Consider the following 21,575-nt stretch of genomic DNA (forward strand, 5'->3'; position numbering starts at 1 on the left):
AGCACAGGCCTGGTAGCGGGTGCCAGGGGCCCGGTTGCGGCGCAGCTCCCGGCTGATGGTCGAGGGGGAGCGGCCGAGCATCCGGGCAATTCGCCGCTGGCTGAAACCTTGGGCAAGGCCGAGTTGAAGGGTCGCACGTTCGGGGATACTGAGTTCGTGATAGGACATAGTGGCAGCACCGTACCGGAAAGGTCAGGTGTTGCACTCAGTTTTTGCGGCCGCCCCTCCTATAATTTTTAATTAACAGTAGACGACAACTTCCAAGATGGTTTGGAGGCTGGGTCATTGATTTTGAGCGTAAAATGAACACTCCAGCGACAATATCGTACGACAATAAACTCGAAGAAATTGATATAAGGGAAATTGTAAGAAGCATCTGGAAGCAACGAGCTGTTGTACTACTGTTTACTGGGATTGGATTTGCTGCTGCTGTTGGTTATGCAGCTCTCGTTACACCGCAATACTCTGCGAGTACATCTCTTAGGCCCGTCAGCAATACCGATTTAGACGAAATCAATGAATCCGGTCTATTTAAAATTAACCCTATGGAAGCGCTTCAGCGAGTCGGCTCAGCTATGGAGTCCTACGACGTTAGGTTGAAGTTTTTTAGTATTTACCCCCAATACCTCGCTCCAATTCGAGCTCCAGACAAGTCAATAGAACAAACCTTTGAATTATTTAACTCGAGTTCTTTCACGCTCATTCAGATTGACCCCAATAAAAGTTCCAGTATTTCCCCGCTGATTAACTTAACCCTGACCTACCCAAAAGGAATTGACGGCGTAGGCATAGTGAAAGACTTTACTTCATTTGTTGTCAAAATGGAGAAGGATAGGATCGAATCCAGCCTGAAGACGTTGGTCGCCAACAGAATCGACAAAATTGAAAAAAATCTTGATTCTGAAAAATCCGCATACGAAGCTAATATGAGTTCAGATATAGCTCACCTCTTGGAAAAGGACAAAATCAAAAAAGAGATGCTTCAAGACGAGCTTAAAGCACTTCGAGTACAACTGCAGGCACGCAAGCAAAATCGCATCAAAGAACTTGAGGAAGCAATTAGCATTGCGAAACAACTAGGTATTACCATGCCATCAACACCGTCATCCCTTGCCGAGACGGGAAGTCCCAGAGAAGGCAATATGATCCGTACCGAAGTGAACAATCAGCAGATCCCGCTTTATTTCATGGGTCAGCAAGCGTTAGAAGCAGAGCGCTCAACCCTGATTTCTCGTCGATCGGACGATTTTACCGAACCGCGTATAGATCAAATTCAAAAGGAATTGAATCTTCTAGCGCATAACCGCGAGGCGGGCGCCTTGAAGGATCGTGAAAATCCAGAGCTATTCGTAAAGGGATTTGTAGACAGTCGTGCTGACCTCGCACGATTGAAAAATTTAAATATTAATTTCAATCAATTAGATCTGATTCATATCGACAAACCTGCGTTTGAGCCTCAGTCGCCTATTAAGCCCAAAAAAGCTCTAATTGCTAGCGCTGGTTTAGTACTTGGTTTAGCCCTAGGCATTGGAGTTGCTTTAACCAGACGAATTTTTCAATTATAGTTGCTCGGGATCGCTTCAATATTAATAGAGGTCGGCACATACCAACCTCTATGGTTTCACCAAGGTTAACTTTGCGGAATATTTGCCAAAATCGGAATAGCGCTAGTCAATTACAGTCTCTTCAGCGGCGAGCATAATTCAACTAATAAAGTGCACATGCGAGCAAGATTTCGACGTCGAAGACGCCCTCTTCAATGTTTCCCTTTCACAATCACTATCGCCTAAAATTGAACATTGAAACATGAGTCTTTGATGCTCAAATGGTTCAGTCATGATACCGATTCGGCAATTGCTGGATTAAAATTGCGAGGCCTCCTGACGATGAAGCACACAGCACAAAGCTTCACTCTAATACGTGCCGCCGCCAGATCGGTTTCAATGGTTACGCTACGGGCACCTTGCTGACCTCTACATACCAAAACGTAGAAATGGAAACCTCACTCTGAGGATTGTCTCGTATCACATACCCAAAGTAGGAGCCGTATGGGGTAGGTCCGTAGTCACGGATCTGTGCGGGGGAGGGAGGTAACTGCCGACCCAATTGGGCCAATAGGGATACCTGGATTTGACTTGCGTGTACACGAGTTGTACTCCGGGATTCATATTTTCGCCTGATCTATCACTGAAAGAAGCGACTCTTCAGCTTGACATTTTTCGCCATAAATATAGCGTCACACCCATAAGTATATGAAATCATCAGCGAAATTTATTTTTTAGTTGCAAACAACATCCTCGATAGAATAAACGTGACTGGAATAGTCAAAATTATGGAAATTAGTGGTGCAGCAGCAATATTTAATCCAAACTTTTCTACCCATGCCCAGATAATGACAATACTGAGAACATATTGGATCACGTAAATAAATGGGAAAAGTAACGCAGATTTAGCCCCTTGGTGACTTTTGAATACGAAATACCGATTCAACGTGAAGGCCAATAGGATGCCTGCCAAGTAGGAAATGGTATAGGCTATTTTATAGCTGAACATTTTGAGCAGTAACAAATAAGCCCCATATGTGAGCACGGTATTTACACCGCCCGAAACCAGGAACCGCGCAAAACTGAAACCAGTAAGTCTTTTCAGCAGGCCGTTATTTTTCAAGGTCATGTTTTTTAAATGCCGTTAACTCGTCGTAATTATGGATATAGTCTGCTGAATCATAGCAATGGGATACAAACATCAGCAATACGGCGTCGCGAGAATAGCGGTACTGAACACCCAGATACAGTATGGGCCTTGGGCGACACTATTACATTACTGGCGCAGCTAGGCTGTGCATTTACATAGCCTATAGTTTTAGCCGGGTTGCCAACGACCATCGCATTTGGTGAGACTGATCGGGTGACGACCGCACCCGCGCCTACCATGGCATTTGAATCCGCAGTGACGCCCCGTAAAATAGTCGCGTTGGCGCCAAGTGAAGCCCCTTTTCGAATTATCGCGTTTAAAAAAGTGTCTTGATATACCTTACTTCTGGGAAAACGATCATTGGTAAACGTCACGTTCTGGCTGAACACCTCATCTTCTATTTCTACGCCGTGCCAGATCTGCACGCCGTATTTGATCGTTTCTCGATCGCCGATGATAACGTTATCGATAAAAACCTGATCGCATATGTTGCAGTCTTGGCCTAATCTGGCGTAGGGCAATATATGGGTGAACGAGCAGACGCGCGTTCCCTTTCCGAGGTTCTGACTTTCCCAGAACGCATGGGAGTGCAAAAAAAGGTCGCTTGCTGATTCAGTCATTGCGCACCTTCGTAGCTTTCAACACGCATTGGAATGGCCAATGGGCGTTTTTTGGTATTTTCATAAGTGCGCCAAGCATAGGAGCCAACAATACCCAAACCCATGAGGTTCGCGCATCCTAGAAAGGTCACAGTGAGCATTATCATCGCGTAGCCGGGTACTTGGATCATCCCATTGAGTTTTGCAAAGGCGACGACTATTCCCAGCAAAGCGGCCGAGCCTGCGCCGATGCTACCGACCCGAGTCAGGAGACGAATTGGCAAGTCAGTGAATGAAAAGACACTGTCCATAAGGTAGTTAACCTTCTTGCGAAACGTCCATGCAGATTTGCCGTGTTCGCGCTGAATACGGGTGTAGGTGATGCATTTGCGGCGGAAACCAAGCCAGAAAATTTGCGCAATCAATGAACTGTGACGTTCCTCCAGCGTCAGCAAAGTGTCGCGGAACGCAAGATTGCAGCCAAACATATCTATGCCGCCAGGAGGTATTTCTGGTACTACGTAACGGCGATAAAAGCCCCAGAATAAACGTGATGCCATTCGCGACAACAAAGGATCGTCGCGCCCCTCACCGGCGCCGACCACTACATCAATCGGCTCGGTCCGCAAGATGCGATCCATGGCTTCGACCAGTTCTGGAGGCTCCTGCAGATCCGCAGCCATCACTGCAAAGCGACTACCGGAGCCATATTGAAGACCTGTGCGAATGGCCATGAAAGAACCGAAGTTTTTGGACAGCAGTATCAGCTTGGAGACGAAGCTTTGCGAGGGAAGAGCATTTCTCAGCAGCTCAAAACACTGGTCAGGACTGCCGTCTACGACGAACACAACCTCAAGCGCTCCTTCCAGTTTGCTGTTTAAGCCTGTCACTGCTTTCAGAAGATCCTGAATCGATCCTTCGTTTTTGTAGACCGGTATGACGAGCGTGAGCAAGCTAATCTCCTTATTCAAATTGGGTGACCGTCGTGAGAGACCGGTCGACTTCCTGATCCTTCACGTTAGGAATCGGGGCACCTATAGTACCTGATAGCGCACATTTGGGTCATCAGCTAGCGCCGCTTCCATTGGCTTCTTGGTGATCTAGGAATAAATGTTTATCTTTTTGCGGGTGTGACCAGTTCCCGTGCAGGGACATGAGTTTTTTGTGGGATAGCAAGAGCTGTGAACCATAGGTGCTGGTCCGGTCTTAGCTCACAGTTATGTGTGATGTGATTATGGGTTCCGAGCTTTTAGCTTTATATAAAGCTTTACGGCGGTGTAAACTTTGGATGCGGATGAGCAATTGATTACGTGAGTGTTCTGCTAAATAAAATGAATTGGCCGCCTGGGCATTAGGCATCTTAAGGAGCAGCAGCGTTCGAGTTAACATAATCTGCGCTGCGAGTAATAATAAAATTTATATAGCAGGGGTCGGGGGGATGATTTTACTGAGCTTTTTATGACTCATTGTTGCTTGCAGCGGTCAAAAGCGATAAAGTACGACGCCCCGACTTTGCTGTCGTAAATTTATTTTGGACATATAAAATATGCATTGGACGAAAAAAAACGATAATCCAACGGCGACAACGCTATCCATTTCTACCGCTGATAGTGCCGCTGCAGGTTTTTTCATTTCGTTCTGCGCATATATGGTTGTGCAGCTTTATATGAATGTGCAGGTATTTCCCTTTGATGCTGGCAACTATTGGGCTCTGAGCGCGCATATATGGGATTTTTCGTTCCCTCAGCAGATGCGTGGTTATTTTTATCCTTTACTGTTATCCCCTTTCAAATTTTTGCACGACAACTATGCTCCTTTCGGTTTGTTGATGTTCAAGATATGCACATCAGTTTTTTACGCATATTTTTTTGCGGTGCTCTTCCCAAGATTTTTTAGCACTATATTTGGAGGGAAACTGACTACACTAAGCCGATCTATTCCGTCAATATTGATTGCGATTATTTTTCCTGGTCTGATTTGCTATCCTCTAAGCGATGCTCCGTCTCTGGCATTAATTATTGGTGCTGCTGCATTGGTATTATCTGGTATAAAAAGTGAAACCAACATTAAGCGTTTTGGATTGTTTTTTATCGCTGGAATGTTGGCGTACTTTGCATATAACACTCGCACTATTTACTTGTTTTCAATTGTTGCTCTTTGTTTATTGATTTTTTTCACCGCGAAATTGCATATTACAAAGCGAGCAATAGGGGTTTTAGCATTTTTGTTCGGTGCTTGTTTAGGCGCCGTACCTCAGATGGCCGTAAATAAAGGCCATTATGACAATCCATCACCGCTCATTATCACTGATTTGGGAAACGGTTCGCTGTTTTTATCTCAACTCATGTGGGGTATTGTTGTTGATCGCTATGAGACATACACGCCGGTTAACGCTCCTGGAACTCCTGTTTTTTACGCGAATTCCGCCGGGGAGAACCTACTGCTTCATACCGATGCCCGTAAGATAACTAGTATCACCGACTATTTAAAGCTCGTGATGACTCACCCACTTACCTTCGCTTCCATTTATGCGAGGCACATCGCGTCAGGATTGGATGTCCGTGATGGTGAGGTTTATACCCAAACGCCTTCTCACCAAAAATCACTACGGTCTATTTTTTCACTTGCGGTAGTTATTTTGGGCATAACACAATTCTTGCGGTTATTGTTTTCGTCAGGCGCTTTCTCTCCTGCAGGTTTGGTGGAGAAATTAGGATGGACGACTGTGCTATTAATCGCCTGTATAGCCGTCATCCCTGGCGCTGTAGAAACTCGGTTTTTCTTCCCAGTCTTCTACGTGTGTTTAGTAGCAATGGTTACTGGTTTTCAGAAAGATCTGCTAGGATTCAAAGGTTACCAACTTATCTTAACTGCACTGATAACACTTTCAGTTTATGCTTTTGTCCAGCAGTCAATTCAAAATCCGATCTACGATCGACCAGAGTCACGTATGTACAACTACAGTCCGGGTAACTGATTTTTGGGATTTTTATATCAGAGCACCGTTGGGTAGACGCCGCCAGTACCGCTCATTGAAGCCGATCAACGATGATGTATTCATTAGCTGGGAAGCGGATGATCGCGGTAGGGACGGCAGTTACCTGCCGCCCCCGGTACAGTGCGGAACTACCGCATGCGGCTCTACCCAGGTATGTGACGCCAGACGATCTTCAAGGCAAGGATGTTCATAAGGTTCGGTTTTTAGAGGTGTGCTAGGCCTCCGTAGCGTTACCTTTGAAGCCAAATCGCTAGCTGCAACGTACTAGGACTCGCCGCATAGGCGGAAAACCGATAAACGAAAGCCGCCAAGACGTATCAACTTCCCTAGCACCGCTTGATAGTTGAAGTATCCCTGACGACTTGAGTAAGCCAGTAGCGTCGCACGCATACGCTATTCGACAGTCAGTCGCAGCACTTCAAAGTCACAGCGTCGGGTGACATAACAACAGTGAGTAAAGCTCAAGAATCCAAAGTCTCCGATTTTTTAAACCCCGTTTTCTGCGATTCAGTACAGTAGAACGATCAAACTTAATTAGCCGAGTCTTTGATGCGTTGAGAGATAACCTTACGTCCGCTCTTCGCTTACCGGTACCGCGTCTCGCATAGCAGGTAACATAGAAAGGCCGGTCAATGACCGGCCTTTCAGAGCTGTTTCAATACTTCAATTGACCAGCAGCCTTTCACGGTTTTTTTCTAAAATTACCTTGCCAATCCCTTTAACCTCCAATAACTCATCAACAGAGCGATACGGGCCGTTTATATCGCGATATGAAATGATTTCTTGAGCTTTCTTCTCCCCTATCCCAATCAAGTCACGCTGTAGGGCCGCAGCATCCGCTTTGTTAAGATCGATTTTTGCAGACTGAACTTTTGGGGAGACCTCCGGAGTAGAGGTGATAGTACCAGCCTCAAATTTTGGTGACGATGTGGCATTGGTGCTGATTGAGAGGCTGGTGAGCAAAGCAAAAACCAAGGAAGCAAGATAACCAGTACGCATATTTTGGAGCTCCATATTAACAGTGGGGAAGCAGCTACTCCGTAGCCACTCTTCAAAGTTAGGCGATAAATGGAGCCTGTCAAAAATGTATATGTTGCCGGATGTGAGACAATCATGGTTCTAGGCGGCTTTGCTGGTGAATCCAGTCCACAATTTCTCCATCCGGAGCGTAGCCGCTGACGGTCTCACGCAATAGCTGGCGCACGCGGGTGTAGTCATCTTGGTCGACTGCAACGAGTAAATCACCCAGCTTTGTCTTGAGAAGATCCCAGGAAATATGATCTTCATTGGCACTCATAATCATTGGGTGCTCCGTTGCGGCAACGTTGTCGCCGATCAAAAGCTCCTCGTAGAGTTTTTCTCCGGGACGCAGGCCAGTAAACTCGATAGAAATGTCGCCGTGGGGATTTTTCTCAGAGCGAACACTTAAACCGGACAGATGAATCATTTTCTCGGCTAATTCCGCAATTTTCACCGGTTCGCCCATATCCAAAACGAAGACATCACCACCCTGCCCCATAGAGCCCGCTTGAATCACAAGTTGTGCGGCTTCGGGAATCGTCATGAAATAACGGGTTATTTTGGGATGCGTTACTGTCAATGGCCCACCAGACTTAATCTGCTTATGGAAAAGCGGAATAACTGAACCTGACGACCCCAAAACGTTTCCAAAACGAACCATGGTAAAACGCGTTTTATTAACATGTGAAACGTTCGAACTATCGCCGAAAAGCACTGGGGCAAGCTCACGACTAAGCGCCTGCAACGTCAGTTCGGAAAGCCGCTTGGTACTTCCCATTACGTTAGTGGGCCGTACGGCTTTGTCAGTAGAAATCAACACAAAGTTTGACACGCCTGCAGTCAACGCCGCCTGTGCAGTGTTGAGTGTACCAATAACATTATTCAATACGCCTTCGGCGATATTGTGCTCAACCATAGGCACATGCTTGTACGCCGCAGCATGATATACAGTGTCAACACGCCAGGCTTTCATCACGTCCAGCAACTTGCTTTGATTGCGCACAGATCCAAGAATGGGTAACAAACGGATCGACAGTGACTCACGGGCAATGCGCTGTTCGAGCTCCGATAGGATGGTATATAAGTTGAATTCGCTGTGTTCAAATAATAAAAGTTTTGTTGGTTGCAGGGAAAGTATCTGACGGCAGAGTTCCGAACCGATAGAACCGCCCGCCCCTGTAACGAGGACGGTTTGGTCCTTGATGCAGTGCTCAAGCAAATTCCCTTGCGCAGGGACCGCATCACGGCCGAGTAAATCGGCGATGTCGACTTCCTGAATATCGTCCACCTTGACACGACCACTGGCCAGATCCATGAACCCCGGCACGCTACGAACGTGTAACGGAAAGCCCTCGAGAAACCCTAGGATTTCGCGACGTCGACCGCGGTTAGCCGAAGGAACCGCGAGCAGAATTTCCTGAGCGCCTGTCGAGTCGATCATTTGTTGAATATGTTTGGGCTTGAATACCTGCAGCCCGGAAATGATTCGATCAGCGATCCCGCTGTCATCGTCAATAAATGCCACCGGGCGCATTAACCGTCCCATGCGAAGTGCCGCAACCAACTGATTACCAGCGGCGCCCGCTCCATAGATCGCTACCTTGGGTAAGCCATCGTCCTTATTAGTGAATGGAACGTGCTGGGCGGCGGCAAACCAATCACCTAAGAAGTATTGACGCATGGCTAGTCGCAAACCGCCGATCATGACCAGGCTCAGCCACCAATAGTTGAAAATTATTGAACGAGGTACAACGTTAGCGTGATTGCTATACCAGAAGACAATGACTCCCAAAACTAAAGCAGACAGGCTGACCGCCTTGATAATGGCTATCAGCGCATCATTGCCGAAGTAGCGCATCACCGCTCGGTACATGCCGAAGCGTACGAACAACGGAATGGCAACAAGCGGAGCAAAAATAAAGAGCCAACGATGAGTAGTAAACGGATTGACAATCTCGTCAAGACCCAGGCGCACGACAAAGGAGAGCCAAAGCGACGCCCACACTAATAAGGTGTCAGCAGCGACCTGCATCAGGCGTTTCTGACGCCGCGGCAAACCCAGCAGCCAAGCGCGGATCTGACCCATGAATCCATCTATCACTTCGTTCTTATCCACTGAATTCACGTGAGAGCTTTTCCGAATAATCCAACCTTAGAGAATTCCTGTCCTTAGACAGATTTTTCGAGCGAACCTGCTTTGAATTTCAAAGCGAGGAAGGCTAAAGGTACATAGGCTATTACTAATCCAGTCGCACCGTCTAGTTGAAGCAACGTAACGCAGAGTGAAATTGGAAGTAACCAAAGCAAATTGATGAGCGAGACAGCGACTGTCACAGGCAAATGCTTGCCAAATTGGCGTGATGCATACTGGTAACCATGACTTCGGTGCGCCTCGTAAACCTTATCACCTCTGATGAGGCGCCTGATGAGGGTAAACGTAGCATCTACAACAAAGACACCCAACATAATTAGCCAAGCGAAGAAAAATTCGCTACCAACCCAAGCTGCCTGAACAGACAGAGCGCCCAGAATTATGCCGAGAAATCCGCTCCCTGCATCCCCCATGAAAATACGTGCGGGGGGGAAATTCCAGTAGAGGAATCCGGCAACAGTCATCGTCAACATTAGTGGTGCCCACATCAGAGCATCTTGACCTGTGAGGTAGTAGCTTAACGCCAATCCAATGCACGCACATATGGCTTCAAGGCTGGCAAGACCGTCGATGCCATCCATGAAGTTGTAAAGGTTCAGCATCCATACGAGGTAAACTGCCGCTAACGCAGTTCCAAGCCAACCCAGATCGATGGAAAATCCAAATAAAATTAGCGCAGGTAAGCCGCCCAACCAAAACAAAACCCAAACTGCTGCTAGGAAATGTCCTAATAGGCGCCATCTTGCGGCGATGTGGCCGTGGTCGTCCATAAAACCGATCACCGCGATCAAAAATCCAGAACCGATCAACGCGACGGCCTGCGCGGCGGGTTGCAGTCCTAAAATGGCCAAAAACACCAAGGAAAGCAGAAATGACAACACAATCGCAACGCCACCGCCACGCGGCGTGGGAACCGAGTGAGAGCTTCGGGCATTGGGGATATCGATAATGCTTCGATTTAAAGCGTACCGACGCAAAACAGCGGTCAACAATAATGACAGCAGCATGGCGACTGGCAGCATATACCAATATTTCATTAACTTTGCTCACTAATAAAATGTTCGGCGGTTAAGCTTAGCGCTTGATCCAATGTGAGCACAGGATGCCAACCGAGCTGTATTCGGGCCTTTGTGATATCGACCTGCAATGAACCGCAAAGTCTTTGCGACAATGCATTCTTGCCCAACAATGCAGCGCCGGCAGCGAGCAGCCAAGCGGGAACTGGCACCAACCGAGACGGCCTGTTCAGAGCATCAGCAAGCTTTACCAGTAATTGCGTGGTAGACACGTCTTCGCCATCACTGACCAGAAATGTTTGGTTGGCAGCAGCAGGATGATTTAAACAAGTCGTAAGCAGATCTACAAGGTTATCAAGTGCGACCAGGCTACGCTGATTACGTATAGCACCAAATGGTAAAGGTATACCCATACGCACAAATTTCATCATGCTCTTAAAATTGGCCTTAACACCTGGGCCGTAGATTAGAACAGGTCGAATAATAACGACCTCCATGCCGGTTTCGGCTGCTACCAATCGAAGTCCCTCTTCCGCCTCCAATTTTGAGATACCATAGAAATCTACAGGTTTGGGAATATCGGTTTCCCGAAAAGGTCTATCAGGAATGGTGCATTCGCCATTTACTTTCACTGAACTAACGAAAATAAACCTCTTGGCACCGGCGATCGCTGCACTTCGTGCCAAATTCAAAGTATGCCCAACGTTGACCGCTCGAAAAGCCGCAAGTGGGTCGACCTCAGTGTCGTTCATAACATGCACACGGGATGCTAGATGAATGACAACATGAACGTCCGTCAGCGACTCGTGCTCGGCATCAATTTGATCGAAATCGGCAAGCCGGTGATAGCAGACACGTTCATGCATCTGCGGCGGAGTACCGCGGACTAGTGCCCTTACCTGAAACTCAACATTTTCAATAAGCTTCTCAACAAGTCGGCTGCCCACAAACCCACTACTACCGGTAACCAATATATTCGTCATCTCTTTCGCCTCAAAATTACAAGGGTAAGGCATAGCCCAGAGAAGACAAATTTATCGCGCAAGCGTCTGCGGCACTTGTAACCTGACAACGCCAACCGAGCTAAGTCAATACCGCGTAATTTAATCCAACTCTGAACGAAGGGCGTACCTTCAGTACCGACCAATCGTGATATAAGTGAAGCCTGACTTAGCCACCAGCCTTCAAATACTTTCGAAAGCCGTGCTCGGAATGCTTTCAAGCCACTGTTGACCCCGACCTGATTATTTGAATGCTGCCGGTAACGCATGTAAGAATTATTGTCTATTATCCACTTGTAATCACGAGCGCGACTGAAAGCATAACAATACCAATCATGAAGTGTAACACTCTGTACGCAAGAGAAATTAGTGGATATATGCCGCTGTAAATCAACAAACAATTTTTTCGAGAAAACATAAGTACATCCGGGACCAGCGGCTTCGAACAGATGATCGTATTCAACTTGAGGCTGGGATTTTATGATTAAACGTTCATTCCCATTTGGCCAAAAAGCAGTAACATTACTTGAATAGCCATCGGACCGCGTTTCGGACATCACGCCGGTTGCCTGTATCAGTTTATTAGACAACCAAATATCATCCTGATCAGCGAAGGAAAAATACTCAAAATCGTCTATTGGCGCTTCCTTGACCAGGCGAAAAAAATTACGAGCAGCTCCACCAAATTTCTCGCCATGGGTAAGATAGCTTACGCGAGAATCTGACTTGGCCAGATTAGTCACCCATTGCTCCGTCCCGTCACTGGATGCATCAACGCTTATCAAAAGAGTGATCGATACGCCCTCCTGACTGAGTATGGACGCTACTTGCTCGGAAATCCATTCCAGGCCGTTGTACGCAGCCAGCATAACTAAAAAACGGGGTTGCATGAATATGTCCCTCTTCAAACGCAAATCTTATAAAGACTAGCAAATTACTCCAATATCGTAGATTAACTCTTTTTAATGGGCAGAACCTAAGCTCTTGCGTAAGCCGTGACGAATGCCCCGGACCATCATCTTCAAAGAATCAGTTTTATTTGTATCAATCAGTAAATTAACAAAAAACCGTAAAGCTAAAGCAATAGACAATCTTTTTTTCCAGCAATTCGGGGTATGCGCCATGCGGCAGACTGCGACCGTATTTCTAAAGAAAAAATATCGACGAACAGGTGAATATCTAAAAAAACTAAGACCAAAAATCTTAACCGGAGGGGCATCCGACAACGCATGGCCCATTTCAACGTTCAGACACCCGTAAAGTCTATAACCGCGTTCTCGAGCGCGAAAGCACCACTCAGTGTCTGTGAAGTCTACAAACATGCTTTCATCATATTTAACACCGTCCTGCCAAGCTTGCGTATCGACGAACATACCAGATGTAATAAGAGCGTCTGCCCTTACTAAACCGAATTCGTCATCTGATGCAAATACGGGCTTGATCACGCCATCGACAGACTGATAGAAAGGAAAGTTGACCTTCTTTCCGTCTCTCCGATCGTAAAAAGTAGGACTAACAGCAATACACTTATCATCACGGGATTTAGCATGCACCATGGCTGAAGCCAGCTTTTCAATAAGATCAGGTTCAGCATGACTATCTTGATCAAAGGTCACCATATACGGTATACCATTGTCCACCGCCAGCTGAAATCCAGCGTTCAAAGCTTTGCCTAAACCCTCGTTACCTTGCAAGGAAAGATATTTTACACATCCTTTGACCTCAGGATGGCCTTGCAGGAAAGACTCGGCCCCGCCATTGTCTACTAAAATTAGTAATTCAACTTGGCTAGATAGTGAGATCAAAAGATCATCAAGAACCTTGATATCTGGATTATAGCCCACAACCACAGCAGCAATAGAGCTCAATTTATTCTCCAATTGATTGTACCTTCGCAACCGGAGACTTCTGCCCCCTCATTACTATAGACCAATACCACAACACCACAAGAAATCCGAATGAGTTGAATAGCACTGGATTACTCATAGACATTATAATGTATAACAACATTATCAACCTACTCGACACTGAAAGTGAGTCTAGTGGTATATTTCGAATAGGAAAAAACAGGGTCCCGAGCAATACAGCAGAGAGTGGCAGCCCAAAAAAACGAATAGTATCCATCCATGTTATTTCGGTTTGCGAAACAACTGCGCCATATCCTTCAGTAAAAAAATAAGCGCCAAGGCCTTTTCCAAATATCAGCATATCCCAATCGATGACATAGAAAAAAGAAATTAGATGACCAATTTTAATACTATTGGACTGTTCGCCGCTGCTAAACATACTAGTCTCGCTAGCAATATAAGCTATGGCAATCGCCAATGCGGGGGTTGCAGAAATGATCAGCAGGAGGCGGGCCGACCAGCTTTTATGGGAAAAATACAGTACCGACAATGCAACAAGAGCCATCACCATGAGGGCACGAGATGCGGAGCAAACTATGGCAGTCAAAATCACAATTACAAAAAAAAGCGAACTGAATTTTTTTAGTTTTAAGAAATCTATAAAAAACAGGGAAAGTGGAACTAGTAAAAAAGGCGAAGAACGGTGGTGAAGCATAAACATCTGCAAACCACCAAAATTCCGTACGCCATAATAACCCAGCTCATTAACGTTATAGTAATTGAGCAGTTCTGCCCCTAGAGACGAACCTGGAATCAACATTAACAAAAACGAAAGTCCACACATCAAAAGCGCAAAAATAGCGCCCGTAATCTTGACTGCTCGGGACATGTCAACATTAAAGCCATTAATGAAATAGATTAGCAGCAGCGCAGATGAACCAAAAACAATTTGTTTCCCTAAATCCACATCTGCACCGTTAAAAACTCCTAGAAAAAAACCATATATAAATATCAACATTATTAAAAACGGCGCAAAAGTAACTGCCGGTCTGACAAAGAACAATGTGATCGAAACTAGAAAGAGCGGAACAAAGATAAGCTTATTAAGAATAAATACAGGCACGAGTACGGTCGACAAACAATAAAGCACAATAAAAAATGTTGCAGCTGTATTATTTTTAATTTTTTGATCACTCGCACCCATCATCATGCTGCCTTCTTCTCGAACTTACATAAAGAGACGACCAATTTAACGAGTAACTTGATTTGTTTTCGTAATGTCAAACTTCTGAATAAGCTTACCGCGTATCCACCACCCAGCCCGTAGAGAGAACAAAACGTATTCACAGACACATCAGCATTAAGTCGGAGCGAGTCTTTCTTAAAAAAAGCTACATCGCCAGTCCATGCATTTGAACTATCCAACATATTTTCACAGATCACACCATTTGAGATGCAGGCCAAGTATCGGTGCTTAACATTTTCGACACCATTAACTGATATTATCTCAGCCAAAATAGAGTCGGAATGTTTGTAATCGCTGATACTTTCCAATACTTCATCAACACTAATTCGCTTAAGTTTATCCGCCGGTGAATACCCTTGGATAGGCGACACCAAACCAACACAGCGTCGTCCTCCTAGATATTGCTCGGCAAAAGCAGTACCTCCAGGGATAGGATGACTGTCGACATAAAAATCGGCTTTGGCTACTGCATTATTGTACTCATCAAATTCAAGATGCGAGCGAATGTCCAGCCGTCTGCCGTACTTTAATTTAAGCGCCCAAAACCAAAATGAGCTTTTTAGATTACTACCTATGATAAGAAACTTGGACGAATTATAAACTTCAAGAATACGAGAAACGAGCTCGAAAATATCTGAACCTTTGTTCGGCTTGTATTTCACATCCGACCCAGCAGAAACGAAAAGCAACTGCTGATCTTCACTCGGCTTAAAATCAAGATTGCTAGGAGCAATGCTAAAGTGCACCGGAATGCCCAAAAATGTTTTTTTGCCAAGAATAGTTTTCTTCGAATCTAAACGCTTACCATAGCTACTCAGTTCGAAATAATAATCAGCAACCATGGAACCATATGTAAAAACATGATCTGCATGATTAACAAAAAATATATTTTTATTATACAAACGTTTCACTACACCGCACGCAGCGACTGCATATATATCGTCAGGATGTATGTGCAATATTATTTTTTCATATAAACGAAACATGTTCACCAACTCGATTACAATATCAATTGGGCGAACAGATGCCACTTTTAATACTTTGGAAAAAAAATTTGAAACGCGCAGCTCTGCTCGCATTGAGGCTTGTCGAGAAATGATGAGATCTACAGACTCTTCATGCATCCCAGCTAATTTTTCCATAAGACGAGTGTGCCCGCCCGTTAGCAAAGGCTCGCTGATTACATGAACGACGGACGTGACGTGATCACCGCATGCAGCAGGTTGATTTTCGAAGAAATTTAGACACTGATTAATTAAATGATTTTCGATAGTTGGAGCATCATAAATTCCAATATCAGCAAACCATAATAGGTTCCCATACTGTCGAGCAATTTCCAACGCCTGATTTACATCAGTCTCCGATAAGATCCTACATTCGAGATCAGAAATTAATTTGTTCACGCTTGTGTTTCCGTTTCTGAATCAGAGTAGTCATCGAGCTTTCGGTAAACGAAAACGTACATAATCACACTATATAAAGCATAATTAGCCGCATAAGCCCATGTCACCGCAGCCATACCCCAAGTATCTGTAAAGATAACGGACAAAATATAAAAAGACACGCACGACAGAACTTCAGTGATGATAAACAGCTTAACCATAGCCTTACTTAGCATCACATACGCCATAATCCAACTGCAAATTTTCAAACTATCACCAACAACCTGACCTGAAAACAAATCACGAACAGGGTAAAACTCCGATGTAAATAAGATAGAAACGATTGGGTCTCTCAACAGATACATGAGCAAGCCGGTCACGGCAGCGACAGGAAGTATGAGACGATAACCGTCCAAGACTTCTGCTTTTATCTCTCCGCCGGTTTTCATCTCTGATAGACGAGGCAGATAATATACACTCAATGTAGTCGTCACCAGCAATAGATAGGCGGTGCTTAAACGCAGCATCGCTTCCCAGTAACCAGCCACTTCCCAACCTAAAGTATTGCCTAGATGATTTCTCACCAAAATTTGTCCGAGGGGAACGCAAGCAGCAGAGACTACTGCCATTAAGAAGTAACCAGACAAGTTTCGCAAAGTTGTTTTGTCGAGCGATCCAAATAAGGAACCAATACTAAACCATTTCACCCTCAGACATAAGAATAGGGTAACTACAAAACTGATTGACTGATATATAACTAGCGCGATTAGCGCTCCAAACAAGCCATACTGGGTTGCCAAATAAAATGTAACACCGAACGACAAAAGGCTGCCGACTATGTTGGCGGTGACATAGAGCAAAATTTCTTTTCTACCATTTAATATTGCCAAAAGCAGAGTATTCAGAGAAAAGAAAACGACACCACCTGCGAACCAAAAAAAAACACTGCCTAGATTTTCATCTTTCAGAAATATTAACGCGAGCTGGCGATGCAGTAGCGCAACCAACACGCCAACGAGAATACTACTTGCAATGGTAACAGTGCCGGCTGTCCTCCAAAGCTTCAACTGTCGATCAGGACTGTCATGATACTGTGCTGTATATTTTACGACGCCGTTGCTGATCGCACCGCCTGTAAATGTCGTAATCATCTGCAGCGCATTCTGAAACTGCCCGATCGCCGCGTAGCCTGCAGGTCCCACATACACAGCAAGCACCTTGTTAAGGCCCAACAAGGTCAACATCTTGATAGCTACAGCAACGCCGTTTAGTAAGCTGGTTCTAACAAGATTCATGTCATGTTTGACTGAAAACTATTGCAAGCAGCCACCACCATACTTGCTTCTTCCAAGAGCAAACCAGGACCTATCGGCAAGCTCAATATTTGGCTATGGATCATTTCAGATATTGGCAGCGAATACTTTACCATTTCGGAATAAGCTTTTTGCTGGTGTGGTGGAATCGGATAATGGATCAGTGTTTGTATGTTGTTCGCAAGCAGATGCTTCTGAAGAGCATCTCTATCTTGACAAAGCACTGTATATACATGCCAGACGTGACTCGAATTTTCTAAAGAATTGAACTCTGACGCAACAGGTAATGTGATCGCAGGGTTATTAATATGTTTCGTGTACAAGTCGGCAATTTTTCGCCTATGATTTGTTTGCTCGTCAAGATATTTCAGCTTTACCGATAACATAGCAGCCTGTATTTCATCTAGCCGACTATTAATTCCGCGATAATCATTTTTGTACTTCTCGTGCGAACCATAGTTGCGCAGTGCTCGCAACGTGGAGGCCAGCAAATCATCGTTTGTCGTAATAGCGCCTGCGTCCCCAAGGGCTCCTAAATTTTTGCCCGGGTAAAAGCTAAAACCTGACGCGTGACCCCAGTTACCTGCTTTCTGTCCATCAATGCTAGCGCCGTGGGACTGAGCAGAATCTTCAAGTACAAGCAAATCGTGACGCTCAGCGAGGGACATAAGCGCGGGCATGTCTGCTAGGCGACCATAGAGGTGGACCGGTAAAATAGCCTTCGTCTTAGATGTAATTACATTTTCAGCTTGTACTGGGCACATATTGAAAGTAGCGAGATCAGGCTCTACCAGAACTGGTGTCAGACCATTCTCGGATATAGCAAGAATACTGGCGATATACGTGTTAGATGGAACTAGGACCTCGTCGCCTTCGCTTAGATAACCGAGTTCTTTCCAAGCTCGAATAACTAATACCAATGCGTCCAGGCCGTTAGCAACACCAATGCAATGCTTAGTGCCACAATACTCGGCGTAGCTGCTCTCGAACTGTTGAAGTTCATTTCCCCCGATATACCAACCAGAATCAATGACCCGCGTACAAGCTCTAATCAACTCATCGCGGCAAGCATGGTTGATGGTTTTCAAATCAAGAAAATTTATCATTTGCTCAGATACCTAATAACTTTAGCTGGGTTACCCACAACAACTGCGCGGTCCGGAACATCGGAAACAACGACCGCCCCGGCTCCCACCATCGCCTCTTCGCCGATGGTTATCCCTGGCAGTATCGTAGCGTTTGCACCAATGCTTGCTCCCTGCTTGATAGTAATACCGGAAAAAGCTGCGGGGTATACCTTGGAGCGCGGCATGGCATCATTGGTGAATGTTGCATTCGGCCCAATAAACACGTTATCAGCAACGACAGTGCCTTCCCAAAGATAGACGCCTGACTTAACCGTGACGTTATTGCCGACCGTGACACCGTTTTCGACCAACGTATGAGCACAGATGTTGCAATTCTCACCGATGACAGCACCGTCGAAAATCACTGCAAATTGCCAAATTCGAGTATCTTTGCCGATGGAGGTGCTTTTTACATCGGCGAGTGCATGTATTTTAGGCACGCTTCGTCAGCTCCAGAAAGTCGTCGTAGTTTCTGATGTAATCCTGTTCATCGTAAAAGTCACTAGCTAGCACTAGCAACACGCAATTTGCGCTGAACTCATGCATCTCGTGCCAAACCATTTTATCGATGACAACAGCCTTATTAGGAGCGTCTAACCAAACTTCTGCTTCAGAGAACCCATCGTCCAATTTCATCAGGCACCGCCCGGATACACAAACAGCAACCTGAACAAGTTCTTTGTGAGCATGAAAGCCGCGAGGTACACCTTTCTGAGTTTCTGTCAGATAGTAAACTCGCTTAATAGAAAACGGTACATCCCGGTTATTTTCAAGCGCAATCAGATGACCTCGCTCGTCACCAAGCGTCGCAATATCCAAGAGTTTTATCAAACTCATTACTCTGCACCCTTCAAGCTGTCCACGTTAGGAGCCTTATCATCTTTTTCACTAATGATGTATTCCTCAGAACCGGGCCATTGGATATCGAGTTGGCGATCATTCCAGTGAAGCGCTCCTTCGGAGGCTTTGTCGTAATAATCAGTAGTTTTGTAGAGAAAGTGAGTATTATCTTCGAGCGCAACAAACCCGTGAGCGAAGCCTTCGGGTATCCATAATATATGATTGTTATGCTCATTCAGCTCAACTCCGACCCACTGCAAAAAAGTTGCGGAATCGGGACGAATATCTACAGCGACATCAAACGCCGAACCTCTTACGACGCGGACTAATTTGCCTTGCGCATGGGGAGCACGTTGAAAGTGCAGGCCGCGCAATACACCTTTTGCTGAACAAGAATGATTGTCTTGGACAAAACTATGCGGAATCGGCAAGCCCAAAGCCTGAAGAGAAGAATGAAACTTCTCTTCATTAAAACTTTCCATGAACCAACCACGTTCATCGCTACACAAAGCAGGTTCGATTATTACCACGTCCTTGATAGAGGTTTGAACAAGTTTCATACGCCTTTAGCCTCAATCAGAAGCTTCTGTAGATACTGTCCGTAGCCGGTCTTTTTGAGTTTCTCAGCTTGCTCACCCAGCTGCCCAGGCGTAATCCAACCGCTGTTAAACGCGATTTCTTCGAGGCAAGCAACCTTAAGTCCTTGGCGATGCTCGATTGTATGCACGAAATGACTAGCTTCCAGTAGAGATTCGTGGGTACCAGTGTCCAACCAAGCGAACCCACGGCCGAGCATCTCTACGGTTAATGACTTAGCGTCCAGATATGCTTTGTTCACGTCGGTGATTTCCAGTTCGCCACGTGGCGAAGGCTGAATATTTTTCGCGATCTCAACCACACGATTGTCGTAAAAATACAAACCGGTTACAGCGTAGTTAGATTTTGGATCGGCTGGCTTTTCTTCAATGCTCAGTGCGCGTCCATTGCTATCGAATTCAACAACTCCGAAACGCTCGGGATCAGAAACGTGATAACCGAAAACTGTTGCACCTGAGCTCTGAGACATAGCTGAACGCAGATTGTCCGAGAAATGCTGGCCATAGAAAATATTGTCGCCGAGGATCAGACAGCAAGGATCATCGGCAATGAACTCTTCACCGATTATGAAAGCCTGGGCCAGCCCATCCGGGCTAGGTTGTTCAGCGTACGTCAGTTGGATGCCGTACTGGCTTCCATCGCCCAGTAGCTTTTTAAAGCAAGGCAAATCTTCCGGAGTCGAAATAATCAGGATCTCCCGCATACCGGCAAGCATCAGCACAGATAATGGGTAGAAGATCATCGGCTTATCGAATATTGGGAGCATCTGCTTCGAGACGCCCAACGTCAATGGGTGCAGACGCGTACCCGAACCGCCTGCCAGAATGATGCCTTTGCGTTTGATAACGGTCATTTCTCTAATACTTCCTTTAACATCCGGGTCACACCACTACGCCAATTGGGCAAGTGAATGGAAAAAGTCTTGCGCAGTTTCTCGGTATTTAGCCGGGAGTTCAATGGCCGATGCGCAGGCGTCGGGAACTGAGCGGTGGGAATCGGATTGACCGATTGCACCTGCATGGAAAGACCGCTCGCCTTGCCTTGCTCGATGACCAAAGTCGCGTATTCATGCCATGAAGTGAAACCAGTTGCCGCCAAGTGATAAATACCCGCGACTTGGGGATCTGCCAGCGCCTGGCGAATCGAAACCGCAGTTACGTCCGCGATCAAGTCAGCACCTGTTGGAGCTCCAAATTGGTCTGCGATGACGTTGAGCTCATTGCGATCCGCAGCGAAGCGCATCATCGTCTTAGCGAAATTGTTTCCCCGTGCGCCGTATACCCAAGAGGTACGCATGATTAGGTGCTTGCAGCCTGACGAAACAATCGCCTGCTCCCCCATCAATTTTGTCTGGCCGTAGTAATTGACTGGAGCTAGAACATCGTCTTCATTCCAGGCTACGGAGCCAGTGCCGTCAAATACGTAATCCGTGGAATAGTGCACAAGCCAGCTACCCAACTTCGCGGCTTCTTCAGCGATAGCCTGTACAGCCGTCGCGTTGATCCGCAACGCCAGATCCTTATCGGATTCGGCTTTGTCCACTGCCGTATAGGCGGCAGCATTGACGATGATATCTGGCGCGACTCGCTGAATGGTTGCCCGCAACCCACGGACATCGGCAAGATCACCACATAAACCACCATCCGCATTGCGATCCAGCGCGACCAATTCTCCTAAGGTCGCTAGTGAGCGCTGAAGCTCCCAGCCTACTTGGCCGTTTTTACCCAGCAACAGAATCTTCAT

General features: G+C 46.0%; 22 protein-coding genes. 2 read left to right on the forward strand and 20 right to left on the reverse strand.

Annotation, left to right across the window (positions count from 1 at the left end; translation table 11 throughout):
• On the reverse strand, nt 1–168 hold a 168-nt coding region (locus tag DU29_RS01000000129460), incomplete at its 3' end, for a helix-turn-helix domain-containing protein (protein WP_033050279.1).
• A 134-nt stretch (nt 169–302) separates the two neighbouring features.
• Here DU29_RS01000000129460 and DU29_RS0103780 point away from each other — a divergent pair.
• Complete coding sequence (locus DU29_RS0103780; protein ID WP_028620510.1) at nt 303–1,565, forward strand: Wzz/FepE/Etk N-terminal domain-containing protein; 1,263 nt, start codon at nt 303–305, stop codon at nt 1,563–1,565.
• A gap of 706 nt (nt 1,566–2,271) precedes the next feature.
• On the opposite strand, the gene DU29_RS0103785 is transcribed toward DU29_RS0103780, so the two are convergent.
• Genes DU29_RS0103785 through DU29_RS0103795 form a run of 4 tightly spaced genes read right to left on the reverse strand, consistent with a single transcriptional unit; the run spans nt 2,272 to nt 4,252 of the window.
• Entirely contained in the window at nt 2,272–2,673 is a 402-nt protein-coding gene (locus tag DU29_RS0103785) for a GtrA family protein (RefSeq protein WP_050483065.1), read from the reverse strand.
• Nucleotides 2,657–2,746: a hypothetical protein gene (locus tag DU29_RS1000000133130; RefSeq protein ID WP_236645569.1), complete on the reverse strand. Its 90-nt coding sequence runs from the start codon at nt 2,744–2,746 to the stop codon at nt 2,657–2,659. Before DU29_RS1000000133130 ends, DU29_RS0103785 begins: the two co-directional genes overlap by 17 nt.
• On the reverse strand, nt 2,724–3,314 hold the full coding sequence (locus DU29_RS1000000131105; RefSeq protein WP_236645570.1) for an acyltransferase: 591 nt from the start codon (nt 3,312–3,314) through the stop codon (nt 2,724–2,726). Before DU29_RS1000000131105 ends, DU29_RS1000000133130 begins: the two co-directional genes overlap by 23 nt.
• Nucleotides 3,311–4,252 carry a glycosyltransferase family 2 protein gene (locus DU29_RS0103795; RefSeq protein WP_028620512.1) on the reverse strand — a complete coding sequence of 314 codons (942 nt, stop codon included), beginning with the start codon at nt 4,250–4,252 and terminating at the stop codon, nt 3,311–3,313. Before DU29_RS0103795 ends, DU29_RS1000000131105 begins: the two co-directional genes overlap by 4 nt.
• A gap of 587 nt (nt 4,253–4,839) precedes the next feature.
• On the opposite strand from DU29_RS0103795, the gene DU29_RS0103800 reads away from it, so the two are divergent.
• Entirely contained in the window at nt 4,840–6,270 is a 1,431-nt protein-coding gene (locus DU29_RS0103800) for a hypothetical protein (RefSeq protein WP_050483066.1), read from the forward strand.
• A 684-nt stretch (nt 6,271–6,954) separates the two neighbouring features.
• Here the strand turns inward: DU29_RS0103800 and DU29_RS0103805 are convergent.
• The 15 genes from DU29_RS0103805 to rfbD form a co-directional block, all read right to left on the reverse strand.
• Nucleotides 6,955–7,290: a ComEA family DNA-binding protein gene (locus DU29_RS0103805; protein ID WP_028620514.1), complete on the reverse strand. Its 336-nt coding sequence runs from the start codon at nt 7,288–7,290 to the stop codon at nt 6,955–6,957.
• A 112-nt stretch (nt 7,291–7,402) separates the two neighbouring features.
• Nucleotides 7,403–9,397 (reverse strand): polysaccharide biosynthesis protein, encoded by a 1,995-nt coding sequence (locus DU29_RS0103810; RefSeq protein WP_028620515.1) that lies wholly within the window; start codon nt 9,395–9,397, stop codon nt 7,403–7,405.
• Nucleotides 9,398–9,480: 83 nt separating this feature from the next.
• Nucleotides 9,481–10,500 (reverse strand): MraY family glycosyltransferase, encoded by a 1,020-nt coding sequence (locus DU29_RS0103815; protein ID WP_028620516.1) that lies wholly within the window; start codon nt 10,498–10,500, stop codon nt 9,481–9,483.
• Entirely contained in the window at nt 10,500–11,462 is a 963-nt protein-coding gene (locus DU29_RS0103820; protein WP_028620517.1) for a UDP-glucose 4-epimerase family protein, read from the reverse strand. The genes DU29_RS0103815 and DU29_RS0103820 overlap by 1 nt, the downstream gene beginning before the upstream one ends.
• Entirely contained in the window at nt 11,459–12,370 is a 912-nt protein-coding gene (locus DU29_RS1000000131110) for a glycosyltransferase (protein WP_081832427.1), read from the reverse strand. The genes DU29_RS0103820 and DU29_RS1000000131110 overlap by 4 nt, the downstream gene beginning before the upstream one ends.
• Before the next feature lie 72 nt (nt 12,371–12,442).
• A complete protein-coding gene (locus DU29_RS0103825; RefSeq protein ID WP_028620518.1) occupies nt 12,443–13,348 on the reverse strand; it encodes a glycosyltransferase family 2 protein in 906 nt (301 codons plus the stop codon).
• A gap of 1 nt (nt 13,349) precedes the next feature.
• Nucleotides 13,350–14,537 carry a hypothetical protein gene (locus DU29_RS0103830; protein ID WP_028620519.1) on the reverse strand — a complete coding sequence of 396 codons (1,188 nt, stop codon included), beginning with the start codon at nt 14,535–14,537 and terminating at the stop codon, nt 13,350–13,352.
• A complete protein-coding gene (locus DU29_RS0103835; RefSeq protein WP_028620520.1) occupies nt 14,534–15,976 on the reverse strand; it encodes a hypothetical protein in 1,443 nt (480 codons plus the stop codon). The genes DU29_RS0103830 and DU29_RS0103835 overlap by 4 nt, the downstream gene beginning before the upstream one ends.
• Nucleotides 15,973–17,250: an O-antigen translocase gene (locus DU29_RS0103840; RefSeq protein WP_028620521.1), complete on the reverse strand. Its 1,278-nt coding sequence runs from the start codon at nt 17,248–17,250 to the stop codon at nt 15,973–15,975. The genes DU29_RS0103835 and DU29_RS0103840 overlap by 4 nt, the downstream gene beginning before the upstream one ends.
• Nucleotides 17,247–18,374 (reverse strand): DegT/DnrJ/EryC1/StrS family aminotransferase, encoded by a 1,128-nt coding sequence (locus tag DU29_RS0103845; protein ID WP_028620522.1) that lies wholly within the window; start codon nt 18,372–18,374, stop codon nt 17,247–17,249. Before DU29_RS0103845 ends, DU29_RS0103840 begins: the two co-directional genes overlap by 4 nt.
• The gene (locus tag DU29_RS0103850; RefSeq protein ID WP_028620523.1) at nt 18,371–18,835 is read right to left on the reverse strand and encodes an acyltransferase; all 465 of its coding nucleotides are present in this window, start codon (nt 18,833–18,835) and stop codon (nt 18,371–18,373) included. The genes DU29_RS0103845 and DU29_RS0103850 overlap by 4 nt, the downstream gene beginning before the upstream one ends.
• Complete coding sequence (locus tag DU29_RS0103855; protein WP_028620524.1) at nt 18,828–19,232, reverse strand: sugar 3,4-ketoisomerase; 405 nt, start codon at nt 19,230–19,232, stop codon at nt 18,828–18,830. The genes DU29_RS0103850 and DU29_RS0103855 overlap by 8 nt, the downstream gene beginning before the upstream one ends.
• The gene (gene rfbC, locus DU29_RS0103860; protein ID WP_028620525.1) at nt 19,232–19,795 is read right to left on the reverse strand and encodes a dTDP-4-dehydrorhamnose 3,5-epimerase; all 564 of its coding nucleotides are present in this window, start codon (nt 19,793–19,795) and stop codon (nt 19,232–19,234) included. The genes DU29_RS0103855 and rfbC overlap by 1 nt, the downstream gene beginning before the upstream one ends.
• Nucleotides 19,792–20,685: a glucose-1-phosphate thymidylyltransferase RfbA gene (gene rfbA / locus DU29_RS0103865; protein WP_028620526.1), complete on the reverse strand. Its 894-nt coding sequence runs from the start codon at nt 20,683–20,685 to the stop codon at nt 19,792–19,794. Before rfbA ends, rfbC begins: the two co-directional genes overlap by 4 nt.
• The gene (rfbD, locus tag DU29_RS0103870) at nt 20,682–21,575 is read right to left on the reverse strand and encodes a dTDP-4-dehydrorhamnose reductase (protein WP_028620527.1); all 894 of its coding nucleotides are present in this window, start codon (nt 21,573–21,575) and stop codon (nt 20,682–20,684) included. The genes rfbA and rfbD overlap by 4 nt, the downstream gene beginning before the upstream one ends.

The sequence above is a fragment of the Pseudomonas sp. Ant30-3 genome (genome assembly GCF_000690905.1).
Taxonomy (GTDB): Bacteria; Pseudomonadota; Gammaproteobacteria; order Pseudomonadales; family Pseudomonadaceae; genus Aquipseudomonas.

Coding starts and splice junctions, on each gene's coding strand:
- DU29_RS0103780 (WP_028620510.1), top strand. CDS start 303: ATGAACACTCCAGCGACAATATCGTACGACAATAAACTCGAAGAAATT.
- DU29_RS0103785 (WP_050483065.1), bottom strand. CDS start 2,673: ATGACCTTGAAAAATAACGGCCTGCTGAAAAGACTTACTGGTTTCAGT.
- DU29_RS1000000133130 (WP_236645569.1), bottom strand. CDS start 2,746: ATGTTTGTATCCCATTGCTATGATTCAGCAGACTATATCCATAATTAC.
- DU29_RS1000000131105 (WP_236645570.1), bottom strand. CDS start 3,314: ATGACTGAATCAGCAAGCGACCTTTTTTTGCACTCCCATGCGTTCTGG.
- DU29_RS0103800 (WP_050483066.1), top strand. CDS start 4,840: ATGCATTGGACGAAAAAAAACGATAATCCAACGGCGACAACGCTATCC.
- DU29_RS0103805 (WP_028620514.1), bottom strand. CDS start 7,290: ATGCGTACTGGTTATCTTGCTTCCTTGGTTTTTGCTTTGCTCACCAGC.
- DU29_RS0103810 (WP_028620515.1), bottom strand. CDS start 9,397: ATGGGTCAGATCCGCGCTTGGCTGCTGGGTTTGCCGCGGCGTCAGAAA.
- DU29_RS0103815 (WP_028620516.1), bottom strand. CDS start 10,500: ATGAAATATTGGTATATGCTGCCAGTCGCCATGCTGCTGTCATTATTG.
- DU29_RS0103820 (WP_028620517.1), bottom strand. CDS start 11,462: ATGACGAATATATTGGTTACCGGTAGTAGTGGGTTTGTGGGCAGCCGA.
- DU29_RS1000000131110 (WP_081832427.1), bottom strand. CDS start 12,370: ATGCAACCCCGTTTTTTAGTTATGCTGGCTGCGTACAACGGCCTGGAA.
- DU29_RS0103830 (WP_028620519.1), bottom strand. CDS start 14,537: ATGATGATGGGTGCGAGTGATCAAAAAATTAAAAATAATACAGCTGCA.
- DU29_RS0103840 (WP_028620521.1), bottom strand. CDS start 17,250: ATGAATCTTGTTAGAACCAGCTTACTAAACGGCGTTGCTGTAGCTATC.
- DU29_RS0103845 (WP_028620522.1), bottom strand. CDS start 18,374: ATGATAAATTTTCTTGATTTGAAAACCATCAACCATGCTTGCCGCGAT.
- DU29_RS0103855 (WP_028620524.1), bottom strand. CDS start 19,232: ATGAGTTTGATAAAACTCTTGGATATTGCGACGCTTGGTGACGAGCGA.
- rfbC (WP_028620525.1), bottom strand. CDS start 19,795: ATGAAACTTGTTCAAACCTCTATCAAGGACGTGGTAATAATCGAACCT.
- rfbA (WP_028620526.1), bottom strand. CDS start 20,685: ATGACCGTTATCAAACGCAAAGGCATCATTCTGGCAGGCGGTTCGGGT.
- rfbD (WP_028620527.1), bottom strand. CDS start 21,575: ATGAAGATTCTGTTGCTGGGTAAAAACGGCCAAGTAGGCTGGGAGCTT.